The 20,005-nt window shown below is 48.3% G+C and carries 19 protein-coding genes; 15 read left to right on the top strand and 4 right to left on the bottom strand.

Annotated elements, in window-relative coordinates:
• Positions 1 to 43 precede the first annotated feature (43 nt).
• Positions 44 to 811: a nucleotidyltransferase domain-containing protein gene (locus tag T411_RS0105170; protein WP_000174734.1), complete on the bottom strand. Its 768-nt coding sequence runs from the start codon at positions 809 to 811 to the stop codon at positions 44 to 46.
• 218 nt (positions 812 to 1,029) lie between these two features.
• On the opposite strand from T411_RS0105170, the gene yeiP reads away from it, so the two are divergent.
• The 9 genes from yeiP to T411_RS0105125 all read left to right on the top strand — a co-directional run bounded on the left by yeiP (position 1,030) and on the right by T411_RS0105125 (position 10,283).
• The gene (yeiP, locus tag T411_RS0105165) at positions 1,030 to 1,596 is read left to right on the top strand and encodes an elongation factor P-like protein YeiP (RefSeq protein ID WP_001123591.1); all 567 of its coding nucleotides are present in this window, start codon (positions 1,030 to 1,032) and stop codon (positions 1,594 to 1,596) included.
• Between the two features lie 4 nt (positions 1,597 to 1,600).
• Positions 1,601 to 1,921 (top strand): HI1450 family dsDNA-mimic protein, encoded by a 321-nt coding sequence (locus T411_RS0105160; protein ID WP_000818869.1) that lies wholly within the window; start codon positions 1,601 to 1,603, stop codon positions 1,919 to 1,921.
• 138 nt (positions 1,922 to 2,059) lie between these two features.
• On the top strand, positions 2,060 to 3,007 hold the full coding sequence (locus T411_RS0105155) for a DUF3187 family protein (RefSeq protein ID WP_001211040.1): 948 nt from the start codon (positions 2,060 to 2,062) through the stop codon (positions 3,005 to 3,007).
• A 116-nt stretch (positions 3,008 to 3,123) separates the two neighbouring features.
• Positions 3,124 to 3,834 carry a histidine utilization transcriptional repressor HutC gene (hutC, locus tag T411_RS0105150; RefSeq protein ID WP_000075034.1) on the top strand — a complete coding sequence of 237 codons (711 nt, stop codon included), beginning with the start codon at positions 3,124 to 3,126 and terminating at the stop codon, positions 3,832 to 3,834.
• A 103-nt stretch (positions 3,835 to 3,937) separates the two neighbouring features.
• Positions 3,938 to 5,146, top strand: coding sequence for an imidazolonepropionase (hutI, locus tag T411_RS0105145; protein ID WP_000995897.1), 1,209 nt, complete (start codon positions 3,938 to 3,940; stop codon positions 5,144 to 5,146).
• Entirely contained in the window at positions 5,136 to 6,146 is a 1,011-nt protein-coding gene (gene hutG, locus T411_RS0105140) for a formimidoylglutamase (RefSeq protein ID WP_001069038.1), read from the top strand. The genes hutI and hutG overlap by 11 nt, the downstream gene beginning before the upstream one ends.
• Positions 6,147 to 6,164: 18 nt before the next feature.
• Positions 6,165 to 7,862 (top strand): urocanate hydratase, encoded by a 1,698-nt coding sequence (gene hutU, locus T411_RS0105135; protein WP_000194594.1) that lies wholly within the window; start codon positions 6,165 to 6,167, stop codon positions 7,860 to 7,862.
• Positions 7,863 to 7,873: 11 nt separating this feature from the next.
• Positions 7,874 to 9,409, top strand: coding sequence for a histidine ammonia-lyase (hutH, locus tag T411_RS0105130; RefSeq protein WP_000902906.1), 1,536 nt, complete (start codon positions 7,874 to 7,876; stop codon positions 9,407 to 9,409).
• A 148-nt stretch (positions 9,410 to 9,557) separates the two neighbouring features.
• Positions 9,558 to 10,283: a DUF3581 domain-containing protein gene (locus T411_RS0105125; RefSeq protein WP_000480153.1), complete on the top strand. Its 726-nt coding sequence runs from the start codon at positions 9,558 to 9,560 to the stop codon at positions 10,281 to 10,283.
• Between the two features lie 74 nt (positions 10,284 to 10,357).
• On the opposite strand, the gene vesB is transcribed toward T411_RS0105125, so the two are convergent.
• The 3 genes from vesB to ydiJ all read right to left on the bottom strand — a co-directional run bounded on the left by vesB (position 10,358) and on the right by ydiJ (position 15,371).
• Positions 10,358 to 11,569: a GlyGly-anchored extracellular serine protease VesB gene (vesB, locus tag T411_RS0105120; protein WP_000554395.1), complete on the bottom strand. Its 1,212-nt coding sequence runs from the start codon at positions 11,567 to 11,569 to the stop codon at positions 10,358 to 10,360.
• A 249-nt stretch (positions 11,570 to 11,818) separates the two neighbouring features.
• Positions 11,819 to 12,280 carry a methyltransferase family protein gene (locus tag T411_RS0105115; RefSeq protein ID WP_000792733.1) on the bottom strand — a complete coding sequence of 154 codons (462 nt, stop codon included), beginning with the start codon at positions 12,278 to 12,280 and terminating at the stop codon, positions 11,819 to 11,821.
• 55 nt (positions 12,281 to 12,335) lie between these two features.
• Entirely contained in the window at positions 12,336 to 15,371 is a 3,036-nt protein-coding gene (gene ydiJ, locus T411_RS0105110) for a D-2-hydroxyglutarate dehydrogenase YdiJ (protein WP_000937688.1), read from the bottom strand.
• Positions 15,372 to 15,583: 212 nt separating this feature from the next.
• Here ydiJ and T411_RS0105105 point away from each other — a divergent pair, with 212 nt between their 5' ends.
• The 6 genes from T411_RS0105105 to T411_RS0105080 all read left to right on the top strand — a co-directional run bounded on the left by T411_RS0105105 (position 15,584) and on the right by T411_RS0105080 (position 19,992).
• On the top strand, positions 15,584 to 16,267 hold the full coding sequence (locus T411_RS0105105) for a DUF3334 family protein (RefSeq protein WP_000742113.1): 684 nt from the start codon (positions 15,584 to 15,586) through the stop codon (positions 16,265 to 16,267).
• 130 nt (positions 16,268 to 16,397) lie between these two features.
• The gene (locus T411_RS0105100; RefSeq protein ID WP_000360767.1) at positions 16,398 to 17,081 is read left to right on the top strand and encodes a DUF2786 domain-containing protein; all 684 of its coding nucleotides are present in this window, start codon (positions 16,398 to 16,400) and stop codon (positions 17,079 to 17,081) included.
• Between the two features lie 102 nt (positions 17,082 to 17,183).
• Entirely contained in the window at positions 17,184 to 17,852 is a 669-nt protein-coding gene (locus tag T411_RS0105095) for a YiaD family glycine zipper/OmpA-like lipoprotein (protein WP_001880972.1), read from the top strand.
• A 100-nt stretch (positions 17,853 to 17,952) separates the two neighbouring features.
• On the top strand, positions 17,953 to 18,969 hold the full coding sequence (locus T411_RS0105090; RefSeq protein ID WP_001239598.1) for a J domain-containing protein: 1,017 nt from the start codon (positions 17,953 to 17,955) through the stop codon (positions 18,967 to 18,969).
• A gap of 150 nt (positions 18,970 to 19,119) precedes the next feature.
• Positions 19,120 to 19,302 (top strand): hypothetical protein, encoded by a 183-nt coding sequence (locus T411_RS0105085; protein WP_000493165.1) that lies wholly within the window; start codon positions 19,120 to 19,122, stop codon positions 19,300 to 19,302.
• A 291-nt stretch (positions 19,303 to 19,593) separates the two neighbouring features.
• The gene (locus T411_RS0105080) at positions 19,594 to 19,992 is read left to right on the top strand and encodes a hypothetical protein (protein WP_000903293.1); all 399 of its coding nucleotides are present in this window, start codon (positions 19,594 to 19,596) and stop codon (positions 19,990 to 19,992) included.
• Positions 19,993 to 20,005: the final 13 nt, after the last annotated feature.

Here is a 20,005-nt window from a genome sequence, read left to right as displayed (position 1 = left end):
TCAGCGGTTAAAACTTATACTTACTGCTTATTCTCAAAAAAGACTAACCAATTCGAAACTCGGTTTTTTGATATTGAGACACCAGCCAAGGGCCAAAACTATCGAGTAAACCAACCACCGAGCGTTTGGGAATTGCACGGGGTTTTAGTAGCAAGCCAAGGCGGTCAATTTCAAGCTGCTTCTCTGGGTGATAGCGTAGGAAATGGGTACCGCATTCGATCGGGTCATCAAACCACTGCTTGTCGCGGTACATAATCAGCGAATAGCTGGCACGCAGTAGCTTTTTGGCCACCATCTGCTGAGCCATGATCTGTTCTTGCTCGGTTGCGGCTTTGGCAATTTTATCTCGGTAATAGGCAAGCCAATCCCCCACATCCATATTCCAATGCTTAGCAATTTCCCAGCTTGGCTCGTAATGGCCAAAACATTCGGCCAGATTATCGCCATACACACAAACACAGCAGTGGCGCAGCATGAAACCCCAAGAAAAAATCGCCTCTAAGGTCGCCACTTCCTCAACGGCTGCGATCTTAAAGGAGACATCGGTGATCCACGGGTAGCTTTTTTGAAAACGCCAACGGATGGTGTTGATTAAGGTCGCGCGGTTTTCTTCAAAAGAGCCATAGGTCACTACCACGACATCGAGGTTGGAGCGATTCGGCTTGGCCGTTTTTCGCGCCACACTGCCGTAGAGGTAAATGCTGTGTAATGCCTGCCCTGCCCCTGCGCGCCAAAAGCGCACCAAATCGGCAATCGCATTTTGATATTCAGGTTGAAAAGGTTGCTTGGGGTCAATCACCGGCAGAGTCATACCGCTCCATACTCGTTTAATTTGCACAGGCCTTATGTTCTATGATGCGTGACCATCAATCAATAGTAGACTTACCCCACTGGCGAGCAATCAACCAGTCAAACCTTAATTCTTAGCCACGGTGCACGCACCACGTCACGTAGCAGGGGGAGAGATATTCCTTTTCTCCCCTTCCTTTAGTTATAATGCTGCCACTTTTTACACGAAGGATATATTTCATGCCAAAGGCAAGTGAACTCAAAAAAGGTTTTGCCATCATTTCTAACGGTAAGACTCTGCTGATCAAAGATATCGAAGTGACCACTCCTGGTGGCCGCGGCGGTTCTAAAATCTACAAACTACGTTGTACTGACCTAAACACAGGCGCACGCGTAGATGAGCGTTACAAATCTGATGACGTTCTGGATACCGTAGAAATGAACAAACGTCCGATCTCTTTCTCTTACATTGATGGCGATGAGTATGTCTTCATGAACAATGACGACTACACCCCATACAACTTCAAGAAAGATGAAATCGAAGACGAACTGCTGTTCATCACTGAAGAAATTCAAGGCATGAGCGTAGTATTGGTTGACGGTGAAGCGGTTGCGATTGAACTGCCATCTTCTGTTGAAATGGTGATTGAAGAGACGGATCCATCAATCAAAGGTGCTTCGGCCTCTTCTCGTACTAAACCAGCGCGTATGCCAACTGGATTAGTGGTTCAAGTTCCAGAGTACATTGCAACGGGCGATCGTATCGTTATCAATACTGCTGAACGCAAATTCATGAACCGAGCGTAATCTTATGGCTGAGCTTATTTCTATCGACGACACCATTGATACCGCATACGACATTTTCTTGGAAATGGCGCCAGATAACCTCGAACCTGCTGACGTGATTCTGTTCACGGCGCAGTTTGATGATCGCGGCGCGGCTGAGCTGGTCGATGTCGGCGATGACTGGGATGACCAAGTGGGTTTCGAAGTCGATAAAGAAATCTATGCCGAAGTACGCATTGGTCTGGTGAACGAAGAAAATGATGTGCTGGACGATGTGTTCGCCCGTATGTTGATCAGTCGTGACCCAGATCAGAAGTTTTGCCATATGCTGTGGAAGCGTGACTAAACTTCTCAACGCCAGCTTTCGAGCTGGCGTTGCTCTTTATTGACATTCCAAGATGTTAGATTGAGACATAAACCCAAGCCTTATCACAAAAAATTCCGCTAAACTTAACTCAAGTGCAATCAAACTGTGAGTTAGACGATGCGATTCATCCCATTGCTTAGCCTTATTTGTACTCTGGTGGCTTTTCCTAGTCTGGCTAACGAATACCGTTACGGGCCATTCATCAATTACGCCCAAGCGCCTCTCGCCAGCCATTCCCTTACTCCACAGCTACGCGACGGATTTTCACTCCCGCTGGATAGCCAAGAGCTGTTTGGTGGATTTTCTGCTGCCAGTATCTGGAGTGATAGTCCGGGTTATGAGGGAGATTTCTACCAAAACCAGTTCACCTTAGGTCTTAAATGGCAGTTTGCACCCCGTTGGCAGGCGGAGCTGAGCTATCGGTTTAGTCAGGCGTGGGATAACCAGTTGGATTCGCTGACCATGGGCTTTCATGACCTGTTTGGTCTGGATCAAAATGGGCGTGATAGTGTTGATAAACACCGTTTTCATATTGCCGTTCCAGAGCACAAGATTGCGTGGGATGACTTTTCTGGCTCCACTCTCAGCAGCGCGTTTTCTGTTTACACTCAGTACCAAATCCACACTTCAGAGCAGCATGGTCTTTCACTCGGTGCTACGCTCTATTACAACCAAAATGGCTTATTACGCTTAAACCGTTTTGAGCAAGCACTGCAACTGAACTACACCTATCAGCAGGACGCGCATCGAATTTATGGCCTGCTTGGCGTAGTTCATCACAATAGTGCGACAGGCACGCTACCAACGAAAAAATCGACCCTCACTGTGGCAGCGGGTTATGAGTACCAACTCAATACCAAGCACCACTTGTTTAGCTCTTTTCATTTTTATCAAGGCACAGTGGAAAGCCCCAAGGAGCTTGAGAAACCCGCAACAGAATATGTGCTGGGTTATCGCTACGTAATGCCATCCAGCGCCTTGGAGCTTGCGTTAACTGAAAACGTCTTCAGCACCGATAACAGCACGGATATTGCGCTGCACATCAGTTATCGCTATCGCTTGTAGGCGTTATCACTCAGTAAAATCTGCGCAATGTGGCAACTTACACACAAAAAGTTGCAAAACTTCGATTTCAAAGAAATGATTTGTCTATGCAAATGATTTTTTGAAAGAGTTGAAACTTGTCTCCACGCTATCTGCAAATCAAACAATTTATGCTCGATAACATCGAGTCGGGTCGTTGGCCAGTCGGTTATCGTACCCCCACTGAATTGGAGTTAACCGAGCAATTTGGTGTCAGCCGCATGACGGTCAACAAAGCGCTGCGCGATCTGGTCAGTGAAGGGAAATTACAGCGCCGCCCACGTTTAGGCACCTTTGTTTGTGCGGCAGAAGAGAAAGCCGAATCGCCTTTGCTGGATATTCGCAACATCGCCGATGAAATCCTCAGTCGCGGTAAGCAGTATCACAATAAAGTGGTTGAACAGCGTGCGCTAAGCGCCGATGAAGCTGTCGCCATCAAGCTCGGTGTAATGGTGGGAAGCCCAGTGTTTTACAGTGAAATCATTCACTACGCTAACGACATCCCGATGCAACTGGAAGTGCGTTGGGTGAATAGCCGTTCGGTGCCACACTATTTGGATCAAGATTTTACCCAAATTACGCCCAACCAATATTTGTCGCAAAACTGTCCACTGAGCGCGATTGAACATACTGTAGAAGCCATTGTGGCCGATGCGCATGTCAAACAAGCCCTTGCACTTGCGGCTAATGAACCTTGCTTGCTACTCAATCGCCGTACTTGGAGTGGTGACAAGCTGGTGAGCTCAGCCCTGCTCTATCATCCGGGTTCGCGCTATAAACTCAGCTCGAAAATTCTGTTCAGCCAATAGCCCCACATGATCACATTTTCGCAACATTCAAGTTGCGAACTTTCACGCTTTCCACTATTTATTTGTATATACATTTGAAATATCGATATCTGGATGGAAAGCGATGAATTGTGTGTTGACCGAAGCGCGTTTAGTAACCATGCAACCGGGCGTGCAAGGTTATCAGATAACCGAGCCGCAAACCCTCATCATTGAGCAGGGGCGCATTCAACACATTGGCCAACATATTGACCTTCCCAGCGATGCGCATCCTATCTCGTGTGCCGGCAAATTAGTCACACCGGGATTGATTGATTGCCACACCCATTTGGTTTATGCCGGCAGCCGCGCCAACGAATTCGAGCTGCGTTTACAAGGTGTGCCCTACCAAACCATCGCCGCTCAAGGTGGCGGCATTCTTTCTACCGTGAATGCCACTCGTAAGGCCAGTGAAGAAGCGTTGATCGAACTCGCGCTACCGCGTTTGGATGGCCTGCTGCGTAGCGGTGTCACTTCCGTTGAAGTGAAATCTGGCTACGGTTTAACGCTCAAGGATGAGCTGAAAATGCTGCGCGCCGCCAAAGCGCTTGAGCAGCATCGCCGCGTCAAAATCACCACCACATTACTTGCCGCGCACGCACTACCTCCTGAATTTCAAGGCCGTAGTGATGACTATATCGCGCATATTTGCCAAGAGATCATTCCTCGGGTTGCCGAAGAGCAACTGGCCACCAGCGTAGATGTGTTTTGTGAGTCGATTGGCTTTAGCGTGGCGCAAACTGAACGCGTGTTTCATGCTGCGCAAGCGCATGGCTTGCAAATCAAAGGTCATACCGAGCAGCTTTCCAACTTAGGCGGCAGCGCACTCACCGCTCGCATGGGTGGGCTCTCCGTTGACCATATCGAATATCTTGATGAAGCGGGCGTGAAAGCATTGGCGCAATCGAGCACGGTTGCCACCTTACTTCCCGGTGCATTCTACTTTTTGCGCGAAACCCAAAAGCCGCCGATTGAATGGCTGCGCCAATATCGCGTACCCATGGCCATCTCTACCGATTTAAACCCCGGCACCTCACCATTTGCCGATTTGTCCCTGATGATGAATATGGGCTGTACCTTGTTTGACCTAACGCCAGAAGAGACTCTACGCGCAGTGACATGCCATGCAGCGCAAGCCTTGGGTTACCCCGCAAACCGTGGACAAATCGCAGAAGGCTACGATGCTGATTTGGCGATTTGGAATATCGAACATCCTGCCGAGCTGAGCTATCAAGTCGGCGTTTCTCGCCTGCATGCTCGCATAGTTAATGGAGAGCTGAGCTATGAATCCTAATTTCACCACTGAGCACACTTGGCAAGGCCGCCATGATCCCGAAGATGGTCAAGCCGGGCGTCGTGTGCACCATATCGCTTGTCCCATTCAAGTGGGCGAGCTAGCGAACCAAGAGCCGGGTGTGGCGTTGATCGGTTTTGAGTGTGATGCGGGTGTGGAACGCAACAAAGGTCGCACCGGAGCCAAGCACGCGCCCAGCCTTATTAAGCAAGCGCTAGCCAATCTCGCGTGGCACCATCCCATCCCCATTTACGATTTGGGCAACATTCGTTGTGAGGGTGATGAATTAGAGCAAGCTCAGCAAGAATGCGCGCAAGTGATTCAACAGGCTTTGCCTCACGCGCGGGCCATCGTGCTCGGCGGCGGACACGAGATTGCTTGGGCAACCTTTCAGGGTTTAGCACAACATTTTCTAGCAACAGGCGTAAAGCAACCACGGATCGGCATCATCAATTTTGATGCGCATTTTGACTTACGAACATTTGAATCAGAATTAGCACCAGTGCGCCCAAGCTCAGGCACGCCGTTTAATCAAATCCACCATTTTTGCCAGCAGCAAGGTTGGGATTTTCATTACGCCTGCTTGGGAGTGAGCCGCGCCAGCAACACGCCCGCACTGTTTGAACGCGCAGATAAGCTAGGGGTTTGGTATGTTGAAGATAAAGCCTTTTCGCCTTTGTCACTCAAGGATCACCTGACTCAATTACAACACTTTATTGATGATTGTGATTACCTCTATCTCACCATTGATCTGGACGTGTTTCCGGCGGCCAGTGCGCCCGGCGTCAGTGCGCCTGCCGCGCGCGGTGTGAGCCTAGAAGCGCTTGCCCCCTATTTCGACCGAATTCTTCATTACAAAAACAAACTGATGATTGCCGATATCGCCGAATACAACCCAAGTTTCGATATTGATCAGCACACCGCGCGCTTAGCCGCTCGTTTGTGTTGGGACATTGCTAACGCCATGGCCGAACAAGTGCAATCCATCCGTCACCCGTGAATCAAAAGGAGTCTCAACATGACACAGTCATCTGCACAAGGAACAAGACTGGACACTCAGCGCACCATTCGCGCCCCTCGTGGCACACAGCTGCGCGCCAAATCTTGGCTCACTGAAGCCCCACTTCGCATGCTGATGAATAACCTCGACCCCGATGTGGCCGAACACCCTCATGCACTGGTGGTGTATGGTGGCATTGGCCGCGCGGCGCGTAACTGGGAGTGCTTTGACAAAATCGTCGAAGTGCTGGAGCGCCTCGAAGATGACCAGACTTTACTGGTGCAATCGGGTAAACCGGTGGGGGTTTTCCCCACCCACAAAAATGCGCCACGCGTGTTGATTGCCAACTCCAACTTAGTACCACACTGGGCAAACTGGGAGCATTTCAACGAGCTCGATAAACAAGGCTTGATGATGTACGGCCAGATGACGGCGGGATCTTGGATTTACATTGGCTCACAAGGCATAGTGCAAGGCACTTACGAAACCTTTGTCGCGGTTGCGAAAAAGCATTTCAATGGCGATGCCAAAGGCCGTTGGGTTTTGACTGGCGGATTGGGCGGCATGGGCGGCGCGCAACCTTTAGCGGCGACGATGGCAGGATTCTCGATGATTGCGGTGGAATGTGATGAATCGCGCATCGACTATCGTCTGCGCACCGGTTATGTCGACAAAAAAGCCAACACGCTTGATGAAGCGCTGGCGATGATCGCCGATACCGATCGCCCAATTTCTGTCGGCTTACTGGGTAATGCCGCTGACATCTTCCCCGAATTAGTCAAACGCAACATCACCCCTGATGTGGTGACAGATCAAACGTCGGCACACGATCCACTCAATGGCTATTTGCCACTCGGCTGGAGCATGGAAAAAGCTGCACAGATGCGTCAACAAAATGAAGCTGAAGTCGTCAAAGCTGCCAAAGCTTCGATGGCGATCCAAGTGCGCGCCATGCTTGATTTGCAAACTCGCGGCGCTGCGACGCTGGACTATGGCAATAACATTCGCCAAATGGCGCTGGAAGAAGGTGTTGCCAATGCGTTCGACTTCCCCGGTTTTGTGCCGGCCTATATTCGTCCACTCTTCTGTGAAGGGATAGGTCCCTTCCGTTGGGCGGCACTCTCTGGCGATCCGGAAGACATTTACAAAACCGATCAAAAAGTCAAAGAGCTGATCCCTGACAACCCACATCTGCATAACTGGCTGGATATGGCGCGTGAGCGAATCCACTTCCAAGGTTTACCTGCCCGTATTTGCTGGGTCGGTTTAAAAGATCGCGCTCGCTTAGGCTTAGCTTTTAACGAAATGGTGAAAAATGGCGAGCTCAAAGCGCCAATCGTGATTGGTCGTGATCACCTCGATTCAGGCTCAGTCGCCAGCCCGAACCGCGAAACCGAAGGCATGTTGGATGGTTCAGATGCAGTCTCTGATTGGCCACTGCTCAATGCCCTACTCAACACCGCAGGCGGAGCCACTTGGGTTTCTCTGCACCACGGTGGTGGCGTTGGTATGGGGTTCTCACAGCATTCCGGTATGGTGATTTGCTGCGATGGCAGTGATGATGCCGCCGAACGTATCGCTCGTGTACTGCACAATGACCCAGCCACAGGCGTAATGCGCCACGCTGATGCGGGCTATGAGATTGCCAAACGCTGCGCGCAGCAACAAAAACTCGACTTACCTATGCTCAACGCTGAGCTGGCCAAACTCAAGTGAGGAAAGAAACCATGTTGCACCTGATGATCAAACCCGGCCAACTCAGCTTAAAACAGTTGCGTCAAGTGAGCCGCTCACCCGTGGTGTTATCCCTCGATCCAGAAGCGATTCCGGCGATTGCCGAAAGCGCCCAAGTCGTCGAACAAGTGATCAGCGAAGGACGTACCGTGTACGGCATCAATACTGGTTTTGGTTTGCTCGCCAACACCAAAATTGCCCCGCAAGATCTGGAAACGCTGCAAAAGAGCATCGTGCTTTCTCATGCTGCGGGCATCGGTGAGCTGATGTCGGATGAAACCGTTCGTTTGATGATGCTACTTAAAATCAACAGCTTGGCGCGTGGCTATTCTGGTATCCGTCTTGAAGTCATCCAAGCTTTGATCGAGCTCGTCAATAACCAGATTTATCCTTGCGTACCGAAAAAAGGCTCGGTTGGCGCATCGGGTGATCTTGCGCCGCTGGCGCACATGAGCACAGTGTTGCTCGGCGAAGGCCAAGCCCGTTACAACGGCAAAATCATTTCCGGTCTGGAAGCGATGAAAATTGCGGGACTAGAGCCAATTACCCTCGCCCCTAAAGAAGGGCTCGCGCTACTCAATGGCACTCAAGCCTCGACCGCATTTGCGCTCGAAGGATTGTTTGTGGCTGAAGATCTGTTTGCATCCGCCACTGTGTGCGGTGCGATGTCGGTCGAAGCCGCTCTGGGAAGCCGTCGCCCCTTCGATCCGCGTATCCACCGCGTGCGTGGGCACCGAACCCAAATGGATGCTGCAACGGCGTATCGTCACCTGCTCGATGTCAGCAGCGAAATTGGCCAATCCCACAGCAATTGTGAAAAAGTGCAAGATCCTTACTCTCTGCGCTGCCAACCACAAGTGATGGGCGCTTGCTTGCAGCAAATTCGAAGTGCAGCTGAGGTGTTGGAAGTCGAAGCCAACTCTGTTTCTGATAACCCACTCGTGTTTGCCGAGGATGGCGACATCATCTCAGGCGGCAACTTCCATGCTGAACCTGTCGCCATGGCTGCGGATAATTTGGCGCTGGCGATTGCTGAAATCGGCAGCCTCTCCGAGCGCCGCATGGCACTGCTGATTGACAGTGCGCTGAGCAAACTACCGCCCTTTTTGGTCGACAATGGTGGGGTGAACTCCGGCTTTATGATTGCGCAAGTCACGGCAGCTGCCTTAGCCAGTGAGAACAAAACCCTCGCGCATCCTGCATCAGTCGACAGTTTACCCACTTCAGCCAACCAAGAAGATCACGTTTCCATGGCGACGTTTGCCGCACGCAGACTGCGTGACATGGGCGAAAATACTCGTGGTATTTTGGCGGTGGAATACCTTGCAGCAGCACAAGGATTGGATTTTCGTGCACCATTGAAGTCCTCACCACGCATTGAGGAAGCAAGGCAGATACTGCGTGAAAAAGTACCGTTTTACGATAAAGACCGCTATTTTGCGCCGGATATCGAAAAAGCCAATGCTCTGCTGCAACTTGCCGTACACAACCGTTTAATGCCCGATCAGCTGCTACCAAGCCAGCACTAAGTGACTGACAAATCAACATTTCAAGAGCCCTATGGGGCTCTTATACTTAAATCACTTGAAGTGGTAAAAGAACATCTCCACTGGATAGACCAATGATTGTAAGATTCTGTCCTATAATGCGCGCAGTTTAGTTGAGATAGCGATAACCATGTTCCTGACTGCATACCATTCAAATCAACAGCACCAATTTCAATTTACTCGCCAACAGGCTAGCCACTTTGCCAAATTGGTCGCGGGTGATTTCAACCCCATCCATGACGAAGATAGTAAACGTTTCTGCGTACCGGGCGATCTGCTGTTTGCTGTATTGCTGCAAAAAGAAGGCATTAGCCAAAAGATGCGTTTTGATTTCTCTGGCATGGTGAGTGATGGCGTTGCTCTGCACATTGAAAATAAGTGTCAGCGTGAAAGCGCAGTCGTGGATGCCAGCGGCAAAGAGTATCTGCACATGTCACGTGAAGGTGAAGTCAACCGCAACCCTGCTTTTATTGAGCATGTGGTGACCAGCTATGTGCAGTTTTCTGGCATGAACTTCCCGCACATCATGGTGCCGTTGATGGAAGAGCAGCAGATGATGATCAACTGCCAGCGTCCACTGGTGATTTATGAATCGATGGAAGTGGAATTTACCCGCCTTGATCTCACCCATCCAGAAGTAGAGTTTGCGGGCGCGACCTTTGATGTGGATGGCAAACGCGGCTTAGTGACACTCAACTTCGTGTTTAAAGATGAAGGACAAGTGGTCGGTAAAGGCCTAAAACGTATGGTTGCCAGCGGTTTAAAACCTTACGACCAAGCGGAAATCGATGATCTCGTCAACCGTTTCAATGAGCGCAAAGAAGCCTTCCTTAGCCAGATTGAGCAAGCGGCATAATTCGTAGAGCATCTAAATCTAATGCAAAAAAATAACCCGCGGATAGCGGGTTATTTTTTATCTCGGATAGGTAATCAAGCGGTTTTCCGTCTCATCCACAATGGAGCCAAAAGCAGCAAACCAAACCAGCCGATGGAACCGCCAGAAGAGGCACTTGGGGCAAAAGGCGAAGTATCCAGTTGAATACGAGACGTTGCACGTTTAGAACCTCCCGCATAGCTAAAGATCAACTCAAAGTCATACTGATATTGACGGTAGTGTTGCGCATCAACAGCCACTTCTACACTACAACTTTCACCTGTGGCTAACGTCACTTTAGTACTGCACCCATCGGATAGCACACTAAAATCAGCGGGCAGACTTGAGAATGTGTTTCCTGTATAGGTCAGCGCATTAGCATCAAGGTTGGTATATGTAAATGATTGACTCACTTTACCTAATGGACGAATACCGAGATTGGCGACTTGATCATAGCTAAGCTGGTTAGTGTGCTTTGTGATCCAATCACGAAAATAACTGACGTTGGTATACACACCATAAGTGCCTGTTTTAGCGCATTGTTCATCCCCCCAACTCACAATACCCAGCTGCTCTCGACCCGTTTTAACTACAATTGGGCCACCAGAATCTCCCTGACATGAATCTTTCGTAAGACGAGCGGCACAAAAGTTGGTCGAATTAGGATCAGAGGAAATTCCATGCTGCATGACTATTTGGCAAAGCGATTGCGAAACCAGGTCAACATCCACTTCTTGTAGTATCGGAGTAAATTGTGGCGGTTTTGATTGCACGGTAATCCCCCATCCAGCCACTGTTAAAGGGGTTAATGCTGGTAAAGACGTGCGTGTTGCAGGACCCGCTAAAGTGATGGCAGGCAAACTACTGGTTTGTGCTAACTCGACAATCGCAATGTCATTCAATAAGTTACTGGGACTATAACTCAAATGACGGTAAATTTTTTGCGCGGCAATCCTTTCTCCTTGAGAAGAGTTATTCAGATCATAAGCACCAATAATCACATCCACACTAGCAGCACTACGACTATCAAAACAGTGAGCAGCGGTTAAGACATATCGTCCACCTAAAAAACTACCGCCACAAAATTGCCCTTGATAAGCATCTGCACCGCGTTTAACCAGAGCCACAATCGATGGCCATTCGGCAGAGTTTGCATTCGAACCATTAATAATACGAGATGAAATATCTGCTGTGGATTCCGCATAGAGCAGTGTAGAGAAAAGAGAAAAACCGATAAAACACGACAGCAATTTAGAAACCTGATGCACAACTCAATCCTTTCATTAATCAGAAATTATCATTTGATAGCTCGTTATATCCCAACGACTTGGAACGATAGGTAGGCGACAAGTCATTGACAAGTTTGTTGGGAACAAATTGCGCCGCACGCCAGCCACTACCACTGCAACGTCAAGTAGGAAGGTTATCCTACGCACAAATCTATAAACCCCAGAAATGTTTCAAACTCTTTTTCACAAATATGTGAATTTTAGCTAAAAATGCTAAGTAATCGGACATTACAACCAGCGTCTCACTCGCTTTTTGTAATGTAGATAAGCTTCGCCAAACTTGGCTTCTAGAATCCGCTCTTCAGGCTCGATTTGGTATTGATTCATGTACAGCAAAAAACCGCCAACTATCACCAAGCTAAGAGCGTTCTCTTGCCAGTAAGCAAGCCCAAACAGCAGGAGCAGTAAGCCGAGATACATAGGATTGCGGCTGAGTGCAAAAACGCCGCTGTCTACCACAGTGGCCGCGAGATCCGGAGCCATGGGGTTCACCGTCGTTTTAAAACGACGAAACTCCAACAAACCAGCAATCCCCCAGAAACCTGAGCTGCAAAAACAGAGCGCCATGACTAGGCTTGGCCACGGTAGTGTAATGGTTAATGTTGGAAAGAGGATGGAAGAGAGATGGATGAGCGCCAAGGCCACCAGAAAAACCGCGACTGGAGGAACCTTTAATTCTAAGTTTTTCATAATCACCTCAATTCAACTGAATGAAAAAGCCCAGTGGAGTCACTGGGCATTCTGTTTATAGCAAGTGTAACAGAGCCTGCAACGGATGCTTAGGTTTGATTTGCTCAAACCGTTTCACTTGGCTACGACACGAGTAACCGGTGACCAAACAGCGCTCTTTCGGTAGCGACGCTAATGCGGGTTGCCAACTCAAATCGTAAATATCGCGAGACATGGTTAATTTATCCACCTCATGACCAAAGGTACCCGCCATACCACAGCACCCTACCGCCACCGCATTGAGCTGCGTACCAAAGTGGCGGAAGATTTCCACCCACTCTTTTTCCGCATTCGGCAGCTTAGTTTTCTCCGTACAGTGCGCCAATAAGTACCAAGGCTGTGCATCGGTTACTTGAGGCGTAAACTGCGACAGGCGTGGTTTGAGCCATTCATGAACCGTCAGAACCGAAAACTCACCGCGCTCTTTGCCTAATATTTCAACATACTCATCGCGATAGCAAAGCACCAAAGCAGGATCTACACCCACGAGCGGAATATTGAGATCCGCCACTTGAGTCAGAAATGCCGCGGAATTCGCTGCCGTCGAACGAAATTGGCGTAGAAAGCCCTTAATATGTTGCGCTTTGCCATTGGGTTTAAACGGCAACAATACTGGTTTTTTGCCTAATTTAAGCAGCAGGGCGACAAAATCTTCGACCACATCCGCATCGTAATAACTGGTAAACGGATCTTGCACGATCAACACATGTTGCTCGCGCTCTTCTTGCGATAACCCCGCCAAACGCTGCATATCAAACAGGACGACGGGATGACGGCGTAAACGCTGTGCGAGTGTTGGTACCGACAAGAGAGGCGCATCAACATAACCCACCGTTTTAGCGGTTAATTTTTGCACCGAAGATTGTGCTAACACACTATTCACCAGTTGCGGAGCCTTCGCCATCACAGGTAATAAGGTTTCGATATTCGCGACTAAATAATCTTTGACTGGGCGCGGATAACGGCTGTGATAGATATTCAGAAAACGCGAACGGAAACTGGGCACATCCACCTTAATCGGACACTGGCTTGCACAGGCCTTACAGGCCAAGCAACCATTCATCGCTTCGTACACTTCATGCGAAAAGTCGTACTCTTTATCTTTGCTAAAAGCATGACGAACCCGATCTAGCATAGATTTAATTGTTGGCGAGGATTCGAGCGTGGCTTTTTCAAGATCGAGGATATCAATACCCTGCTCCGTCAGTTGACGTAACCATTCTCGCACTAATCCTGCGCGCCCTTTCGGCGAGTGGCGACGATCCGCCGTCACCTTCATTGAAGGACACATCGGGGAGCTAGTTTCGTAGTTAAAGCACAAACCGTTACCGTTACACTCCATCGCTTGCTTAAAGCTGTCGCGCACTTTGACGTCGATTTGGCGATCGTAAAAACCACGTTTAGTGTCGGAGACTTTCACCAGCTCAAACGGTGTATCAAGTGGGGTACAAATCTTGCCCGGATTCATCTTATTGTGCGGGTCAAACGCCGCTTTCACACGACGCAGTTCAGTGAACAGCTCCTCACCAAAAAATTCAGGGCCATATTCCGAACGATAGCCTTTGCCATGCTCCCCCCACATCAAACCGCCATATTTAGCGACGAGCTTAACCACTTGATCGGAGATTTCACGCATCAACAATTCTTGCTTGGGATCGCACAAGTCAAGCGCAGGACGCACATGCAATACGCCCGCATCCACATGCCCAAACATGCCATACGCCAGATTTTTGGAATCGAGCAGCGCGCGAAATTCAACGATAAAATCGGCTAAGTTCTCAGGCGGCACACAGGTATCTTCGGTAAAGGCAACCGGTTTAGCGCGGCCTTTGGCTGCACCGAGCAAGCCCACCGCTTTTTTACGCATATTGTAAATGCGGTTGATGCTCGCTAAATCACTACAGACTTGATAGCCAATAATTCCCGCTTGTTGGTTGGCCATCATCTCATCAAGGCGCGCGGTTAATTGTGCGACTTGCTGATTAATCTGCGCGCTGTCTTGGCCTGCGTATTCGACCATATTGATGCCTTGCATCTCTTTGCCAGGCACATCAGTCAGCAAGTCTTTTACGCTGTGCCAAATAATGTCTTCTTTGGCAAGATTGAGCACTTTCGAGTCAACGGTTTCTACCGACAAAGCTTTCGCTTCAACCATTAAAGGCGCATTACGCAGTGCAGAATCAAAGCTGTCGTATTTCACATTCACTAACGTGCGTGCTTTGGGGATAGGCGTTAAATTGAGTTTAGCTTCGGTAATAAACGCCAGTGAGCCTTCTGCACCACACAACACCCGCGTGATATCAAAGCGATCTTCGGCTTCATTTAGGGCATTTTTTAAATCGTATCCAGTCAAAAAGCGGTTGAGCGGCGGAAATTTCGCGACAATTTGCTTACGTTTGGTGCGGCAAACCTGCTCCGTGACTTGCATCGCTTGCGCAGCAAACGTATTGGGAGCAGGCAAACCTTGCGAGAGATCGGTTTCCAGCAAAGAACCATCGGCAAATACCGCTTGCAGCGAGAGTACGTGATCCGACGTTTTGCCATATTGTAGCGACCCTTGCCCTGAAGCATCGGTGTTAACCATGCCGCCAAGCGTCGCGCGATTACTGGTCGAAAGATCCGGAGAGAAGAAAAAACCGTGTGGGCGTACCGCATCATTGAGTTGATCTTTAATGACCCCCGCCTGCACTCGTACCCATCCCTCTTGCGGGTTAATTTCTAGGATACGATTCATATGCCGCGACAAATCAACGACCACCCCTTTAGTCAGCGATTGACCATTCGTGCCCGTACCGCCACCACGAGGTGAAAAAGTCACTCTCTCAAATTCTGGTTTTGAACTAATCTTTCCTATAAGAACAACATCAGCGGTGGATTTAGGATGTACGACCGCTTGAGGCAATTGTTGGTAGACGCTGTTATCCGTCGCTACCGCAAGACGGCTGGAGTATTGGGTTTCAATATCGCCGGTAAATCCTGCGGTTTTTAACTCGTGTAAAAAAGTTAAAACCACCGGATCAACGTCGGATTGGTGATGGAGTCTTGGTAACATTTGCTTCCTGCCCCTACTACGCTGATCCAATCAGCTTTGGGTTATTGTTAGATTTTAAAGAGTAATCTTTGAATTCGGTCACTTTACAACATTTAAAATGGTGATCAAATCAGAATCTGAGTGCCAGAATGCGGTGAAACAGAATTTTTTCAACTTTGTTATCACCGAGCCATTCTGTTATTTCGCTTATTTAGAACTGTATGGAAAAAACGATGAAAAAAAATCAAATAGTAACAACGGAAGATATCCTACTCATGCTGTGCCAATCGGTTTCTACGGTTCTCACGTCCGCAACGAATTCACCGATCCACTATTCCGCAATGGTACAAAAAATTAATAAAACCTCGCTGAAACCAGATTTCGGCTGTTTTGTGTTGTTTGATGGCGGTTTTACTGGCCTTGTTGTGATCAACTTTACTGCCAAAGCGGCGCTTGAGGTTTACACCAATTACATGCGTAACATGGGCATGCCAGAAGAAGAACTCGCGGTATTACACACCTCCGATGAAGTTGGCGATGTATTGGGTGAGCTGATGAACCAGCTTGTCGGTGACTTCACCAACAAAGTGCGTAAAGAGCTGCAAACCAACATTACCCAGAACCAGCCTAAGATGCTTTCATTGAACAAACAGGTGCTTTTATCTGTAGATACCAACCTTGATCGTCCACAGGCGCGACGTGTGACATTTTCAACAGCCAATAACAACATCTTTTATCTTGAACTGGCGATGGACAAAACCGAGTTTATCCAACTCGAAGAGTTCGACGTTCAGGAAGATGAAAGCCCTGACGATATTCTGGCCGCAACACAGAAACAGCAAAAATCACATTCAGTTGCTAACCACTCCGAAGAAGACAGTGCGTCTGCCGATTTGTTGGATCAGCTCGGCATCTAACCCCTTCTCAAAAATCGTTTAGCGTATCAGGCTATCTTGTAAGAGATGGCCTCTTCCCTTTTCCTTAGCCGCCAAAAACGCTAGAATGTCGGACTTTTCTTAAGCCGTACCGAATCTATTTTGCTTGCTAATGGATAAACAAAAAGCCCTTAAAAAAATCGCCAAATGCCTTGAGCTAGGTAATTCCGCCAATATTAATGAAGCCGCAAACGCGATCAAAATGGCGCATAACCTCATGCTCAAGTATGGTCTCGACAAAGACGATATCGAGTTCATCAAAATGGGCAAGACACAGTCGACCCATTTGCTTCCGGCTGCCATTTCTTCTGGGATTTTGCGAGTGATCCGAGGCATCAATACCCGATTCGGTGTGGAAGCCGTATTGCTCAACCATAAAGGCTTAAAACGCGTTGAATTCATTGGAGAAGCAGATCGTGCCATCTTCGCGGCTTTTGCTTTTGACATTATCTATCGCGAAATGAACGAGCAAACAGGCCAATTCCGTAACAGTTTTGCTGGAACCGGAACCTCTTCACTGGAGGTAACACGCCGAGTTAACTCGTTTGTTTCTGGCTGGATTGAAGGCGCTTTAGAAAAATTACCCATCATCACTCCGGACGAAGACTCCATGAACAAAATCAATAGCTATATTGATAAGGAATTTGAGAATATCGACCGTGAAACCTTCAAACAGCAATTGCGTGAAGCGATGAAAAATCTGACGGAAGATTATGAGACGGGACTCAAAAAAGGTCGCCGCGTCTCAGTCAATCGCCCGATTCACGGCGCGCAAGCCCCAAAATTACTCAAATAAGCATTTGTAAGAGATTGGTAAAATGCGCCCCCCACTGATTGACGGGGAACGAGAATTCTCGTCTATTGCGCGAAATATCATTCAATAAACGGAGAGAATGTGTTGAACAAAACCACTTTGCTGTTAGCCGCAGTCGTCGCTTTGTCTGGCTGTCAGGCTACCCAACGCCAAAATGCGACAACCGGAGAAACAGAAACCAACGCCACCACTAAAGGTGCATTATTAGGCGTCCTAGCCGGTGCAGCCGTTGGTTTAGCGACAGGTGACGATGCCAAAGAGCGCCGTAAGCATGCCTTAATTGGTGCAGCTGGGGGCGCTGCAGTCGGCGGCGGTATCGGATACTACTTTGATCAGCAAGAAGCAGAGTTACGCAAAGCATTACTGGATTCTGGTGTTCAAGTGGTACGCGTAGGTGAAAATCAACTGATGCTACGCATGGAAAACGGTATTGGCTTTACCAGCAACTCTTACCAACTGGATAGCTATATCCATAAAACTTTACGCGGTGTCGCGCGTATTCTGGTCGAATACCCAGATACCAGCTTAGTGATTGAAGGCCATACCGATAGCACAGGTAGTGATACCACCAACCAAGTGCTTTCTGAGAAGCGTGCCGAGTCAGTGCGTTCATTCCTGTTATCTCAAGGGGTTGCAGCGGGGCGTGCAATTGCTCGTGGTAATGGTGAGCGTTTCCCTCTATGCTCAAATAACACCGCAGAAGGACGCGCTTGTAACCGCCGCGTCGAGATTCAAATTCTGCCACTCAAATAGTGTTTAAACGCTCATTAGCTTGAAGTTGCAGCCATAACGGCTGCAACTTCAACTCAACAGCGAATTGACCGAACGTTTCATTTTCAGGGAAAGAAAGATCATGCGTTTGCGGAGTTTATGGCTGTTTTTGCTGTTTTCATTGCCACTGGCGGCCGCTGATGATGTCACAAGACTCACCCAACTTGCCCAAGAGCAAAATCCGCAAGCTCAATATCAACTCGCTTTGACTTATCAAACCGGAAGTAGCACCCCACAAAACCTGAATGAAGCGTTTTACTGGTTTTTACAATCCGCTGAATTGAACCATCCACCCGCCATGGCACAAGTCGCCAACGCATATCTGACAGGCCAAGGAGTGGAAAAAGATCCACTGCAAGCCCAATATTGGCTTATCAAACTAGCTCTGGCTGGAAATCCTCAAGCGGGTACGACCTTAGCCAAGTGGTATGAACAGCATCCCACCGCGATTGCGGCGCTCGATCTGGCTGAGATTTGGTATCGAGTCAACGCCAATCAGGACCCAGAATCTGAGCAAGGATACGCGCGTTTACTGGAACAAAAATTCAATCAGCAACGCGAAAGGCAGCTCAACAGCATAGGTCAATTGGATAACCTGATTGATCGGGATCTTGCCCGCCCCGCCAGCGCACTACCCGTTAATAAAGAAGCGCAAACCATCACCAGTGATTGGCTATTGCCGACTTTGGTGGCGCTCATCTTATTACTCATCATCATCACGATCCGCATGATATGGCGCAGACAACGCAACCATATCGTCGCGGTAAAATACGTTGACTACGAAGGGAAATGGAAAGAGCAACAGTTCATTATCAAAAGGCAAAAACAGCAGTTAGACCATCTCTATCAAGAGTGTAAACGGCTACAACAGAACCAAACCAGCGACCTTAACGGCCAAAAAGTTGCGATGGCCTACGCCTTAATGGGTTTTCACCAAAACCAACGGCCTGACGTCAAAATGATCAAGCTGCGCTACAAACAGTTATCGAAAATTTATCACCCTGACCTGCATGGCAGCGAAGAAGAGATGAAGCGCTTAAATAGCGCGGTAAAAATCGTGATCGATTCAGTTAATAAATCGTTACAGAAACAAGCATAACATCTGAAAATTCCGACTCAAGGCTTGAAAAATCAGCCTATGCGCAATCGATCTCCTTCTCATCCATAATTACAAATAGTTAACTTTTTTTATTTAGACGTGCCATAATCCGCGCGAAATTTACGCCTGATTTAGGTGGGAGAGAAGACAATGTTTAGCGTAGAAGGCATCTGTGATTGGTGTAAACAGCCAAAACTACTGACAAGACATGAATATGTGGATGGTAAAGCACATCATTCTTGTGAAAACTGCAATGAGTTTGCCCGAATGGATGTAAGGCAATTTAATTTAGCCGAGATGGCATTCCGAGAAAAACAACAAGCAGCTCGATAAACTGCATCCCCTTCAACTTGAAAAAGCGCCTTCTGGCGCTTTTTCTGTTTTCTCCGCACATACCTGTATAAGCCGCCGCACGGCTTCCGTGGCATTGCTCACAAAAACCGCATGTCCCTACTTTTTTTCCACCTTTATCAACAAGAAATAAAATTAATACAAATCAAATAGATAAAAAAATCATCGTGTAGCAACGTGAATTTCTGTGCTTTTTTTATCCAAAAACCAGTTGCAAAAACAACCAACCAATAATACTGTATTTACATACAGCATGTATGGAGAGACAGTATTATGCTACACACTGAATTCAAACATTTTGGCTTACATAACTCGCCCACACTCAGCGCATTATGTGCAAAGAATGATCTGGGCGAGACAAACCTGATGCTGCGACTGGTCAGTTTGTCAGAGCGCTCACAATGGATTCTCTATACCGCTCAATGTCAACGTCCAAACCGTCAATCACTCCATGAGCATCAGATCGATTGTGGCAAGGTTATCCATCTCAAAGCATCAACATGCCACTCTGAAGCAGAGATTGTCGCAAAGGCGATTGCCTGCCGAACCGCCAGTGCGATTGTGGCATCCAATGCGATAGATAGCGTGACTCAAAAGCAGTTGATGCACTTTGCCAAGCAGCATGGCTGTGAGCTGTTTTTTATTAAGCAAACCACGCATTCACTGCACTGATCCATAAACAACC

The organism is Vibrio cholerae ATCC 14035 (assembly GCF_000621645.1).
Taxonomy (GTDB): domain Bacteria; phylum Pseudomonadota; class Gammaproteobacteria; order Enterobacterales; family Vibrionaceae; genus Vibrio; species Vibrio cholerae.
This window is presented reverse-complemented; position numbering and strand designations above follow the sequence as displayed.

What these genes read in the sequence shown, in the direction of transcription:
- T411_RS0105170 (WP_000174734.1), bottom strand. Translation starts at nt 811, where the DNA reads ATGACTCTGCCGGTGATTGACCCCAAGCAACCTTTTCAACCTGAATAT.
- yeiP (WP_001123591.1), top strand. Translation starts at nt 1,030, where the DNA reads ATGCCAAAGGCAAGTGAACTCAAAAAAGGTTTTGCCATCATTTCTAAC.
- T411_RS0105160 (WP_000818869.1), top strand. Translation starts at nt 1,601, where the DNA reads ATGGCTGAGCTTATTTCTATCGACGACACCATTGATACCGCATACGAC.
- T411_RS0105155 (WP_001211040.1), top strand. Translation starts at nt 2,060, where the DNA reads ATGCGATTCATCCCATTGCTTAGCCTTATTTGTACTCTGGTGGCTTTT.
- hutI (WP_000995897.1), top strand. Translation starts at nt 3,938, where the DNA reads ATGAATTGTGTGTTGACCGAAGCGCGTTTAGTAACCATGCAACCGGGC.
- hutG (WP_001069038.1), top strand. Translation starts at nt 5,136, where the DNA reads ATGAATCCTAATTTCACCACTGAGCACACTTGGCAAGGCCGCCATGAT.
- hutU (WP_000194594.1), top strand. Translation starts at nt 6,165, where the DNA reads ATGACACAGTCATCTGCACAAGGAACAAGACTGGACACTCAGCGCACC.
- hutH (WP_000902906.1), top strand. Translation starts at nt 7,874, where the DNA reads ATGTTGCACCTGATGATCAAACCCGGCCAACTCAGCTTAAAACAGTTG.
- T411_RS0105125 (WP_000480153.1), top strand. Translation starts at nt 9,558, where the DNA reads ATGTTCCTGACTGCATACCATTCAAATCAACAGCACCAATTTCAATTT.
- T411_RS0105115 (WP_000792733.1), bottom strand. Translation starts at nt 12,280, where the DNA reads ATGAAAAACTTAGAATTAAAGGTTCCTCCAGTCGCGGTTTTTCTGGTG.
- ydiJ (WP_000937688.1), bottom strand. Translation starts at nt 15,371, where the DNA reads ATGTTACCAAGACTCCATCACCAATCCGACGTTGATCCGGTGGTTTTA.
- T411_RS0105105 (WP_000742113.1), top strand. Translation starts at nt 15,584, where the DNA reads ATGAAAAAAAATCAAATAGTAACAACGGAAGATATCCTACTCATGCTG.
- T411_RS0105100 (WP_000360767.1), top strand. Translation starts at nt 16,398, where the DNA reads ATGGATAAACAAAAAGCCCTTAAAAAAATCGCCAAATGCCTTGAGCTA.
- T411_RS0105090 (WP_001239598.1), top strand. Translation starts at nt 17,953, where the DNA reads ATGCGTTTGCGGAGTTTATGGCTGTTTTTGCTGTTTTCATTGCCACTG.
- T411_RS0105085 (WP_000493165.1), top strand. Translation starts at nt 19,120, where the DNA reads ATGTTTAGCGTAGAAGGCATCTGTGATTGGTGTAAACAGCCAAAACTA.
- T411_RS0105080 (WP_000903293.1), top strand. Translation starts at nt 19,594, where the DNA reads ATGCTACACACTGAATTCAAACATTTTGGCTTACATAACTCGCCCACA.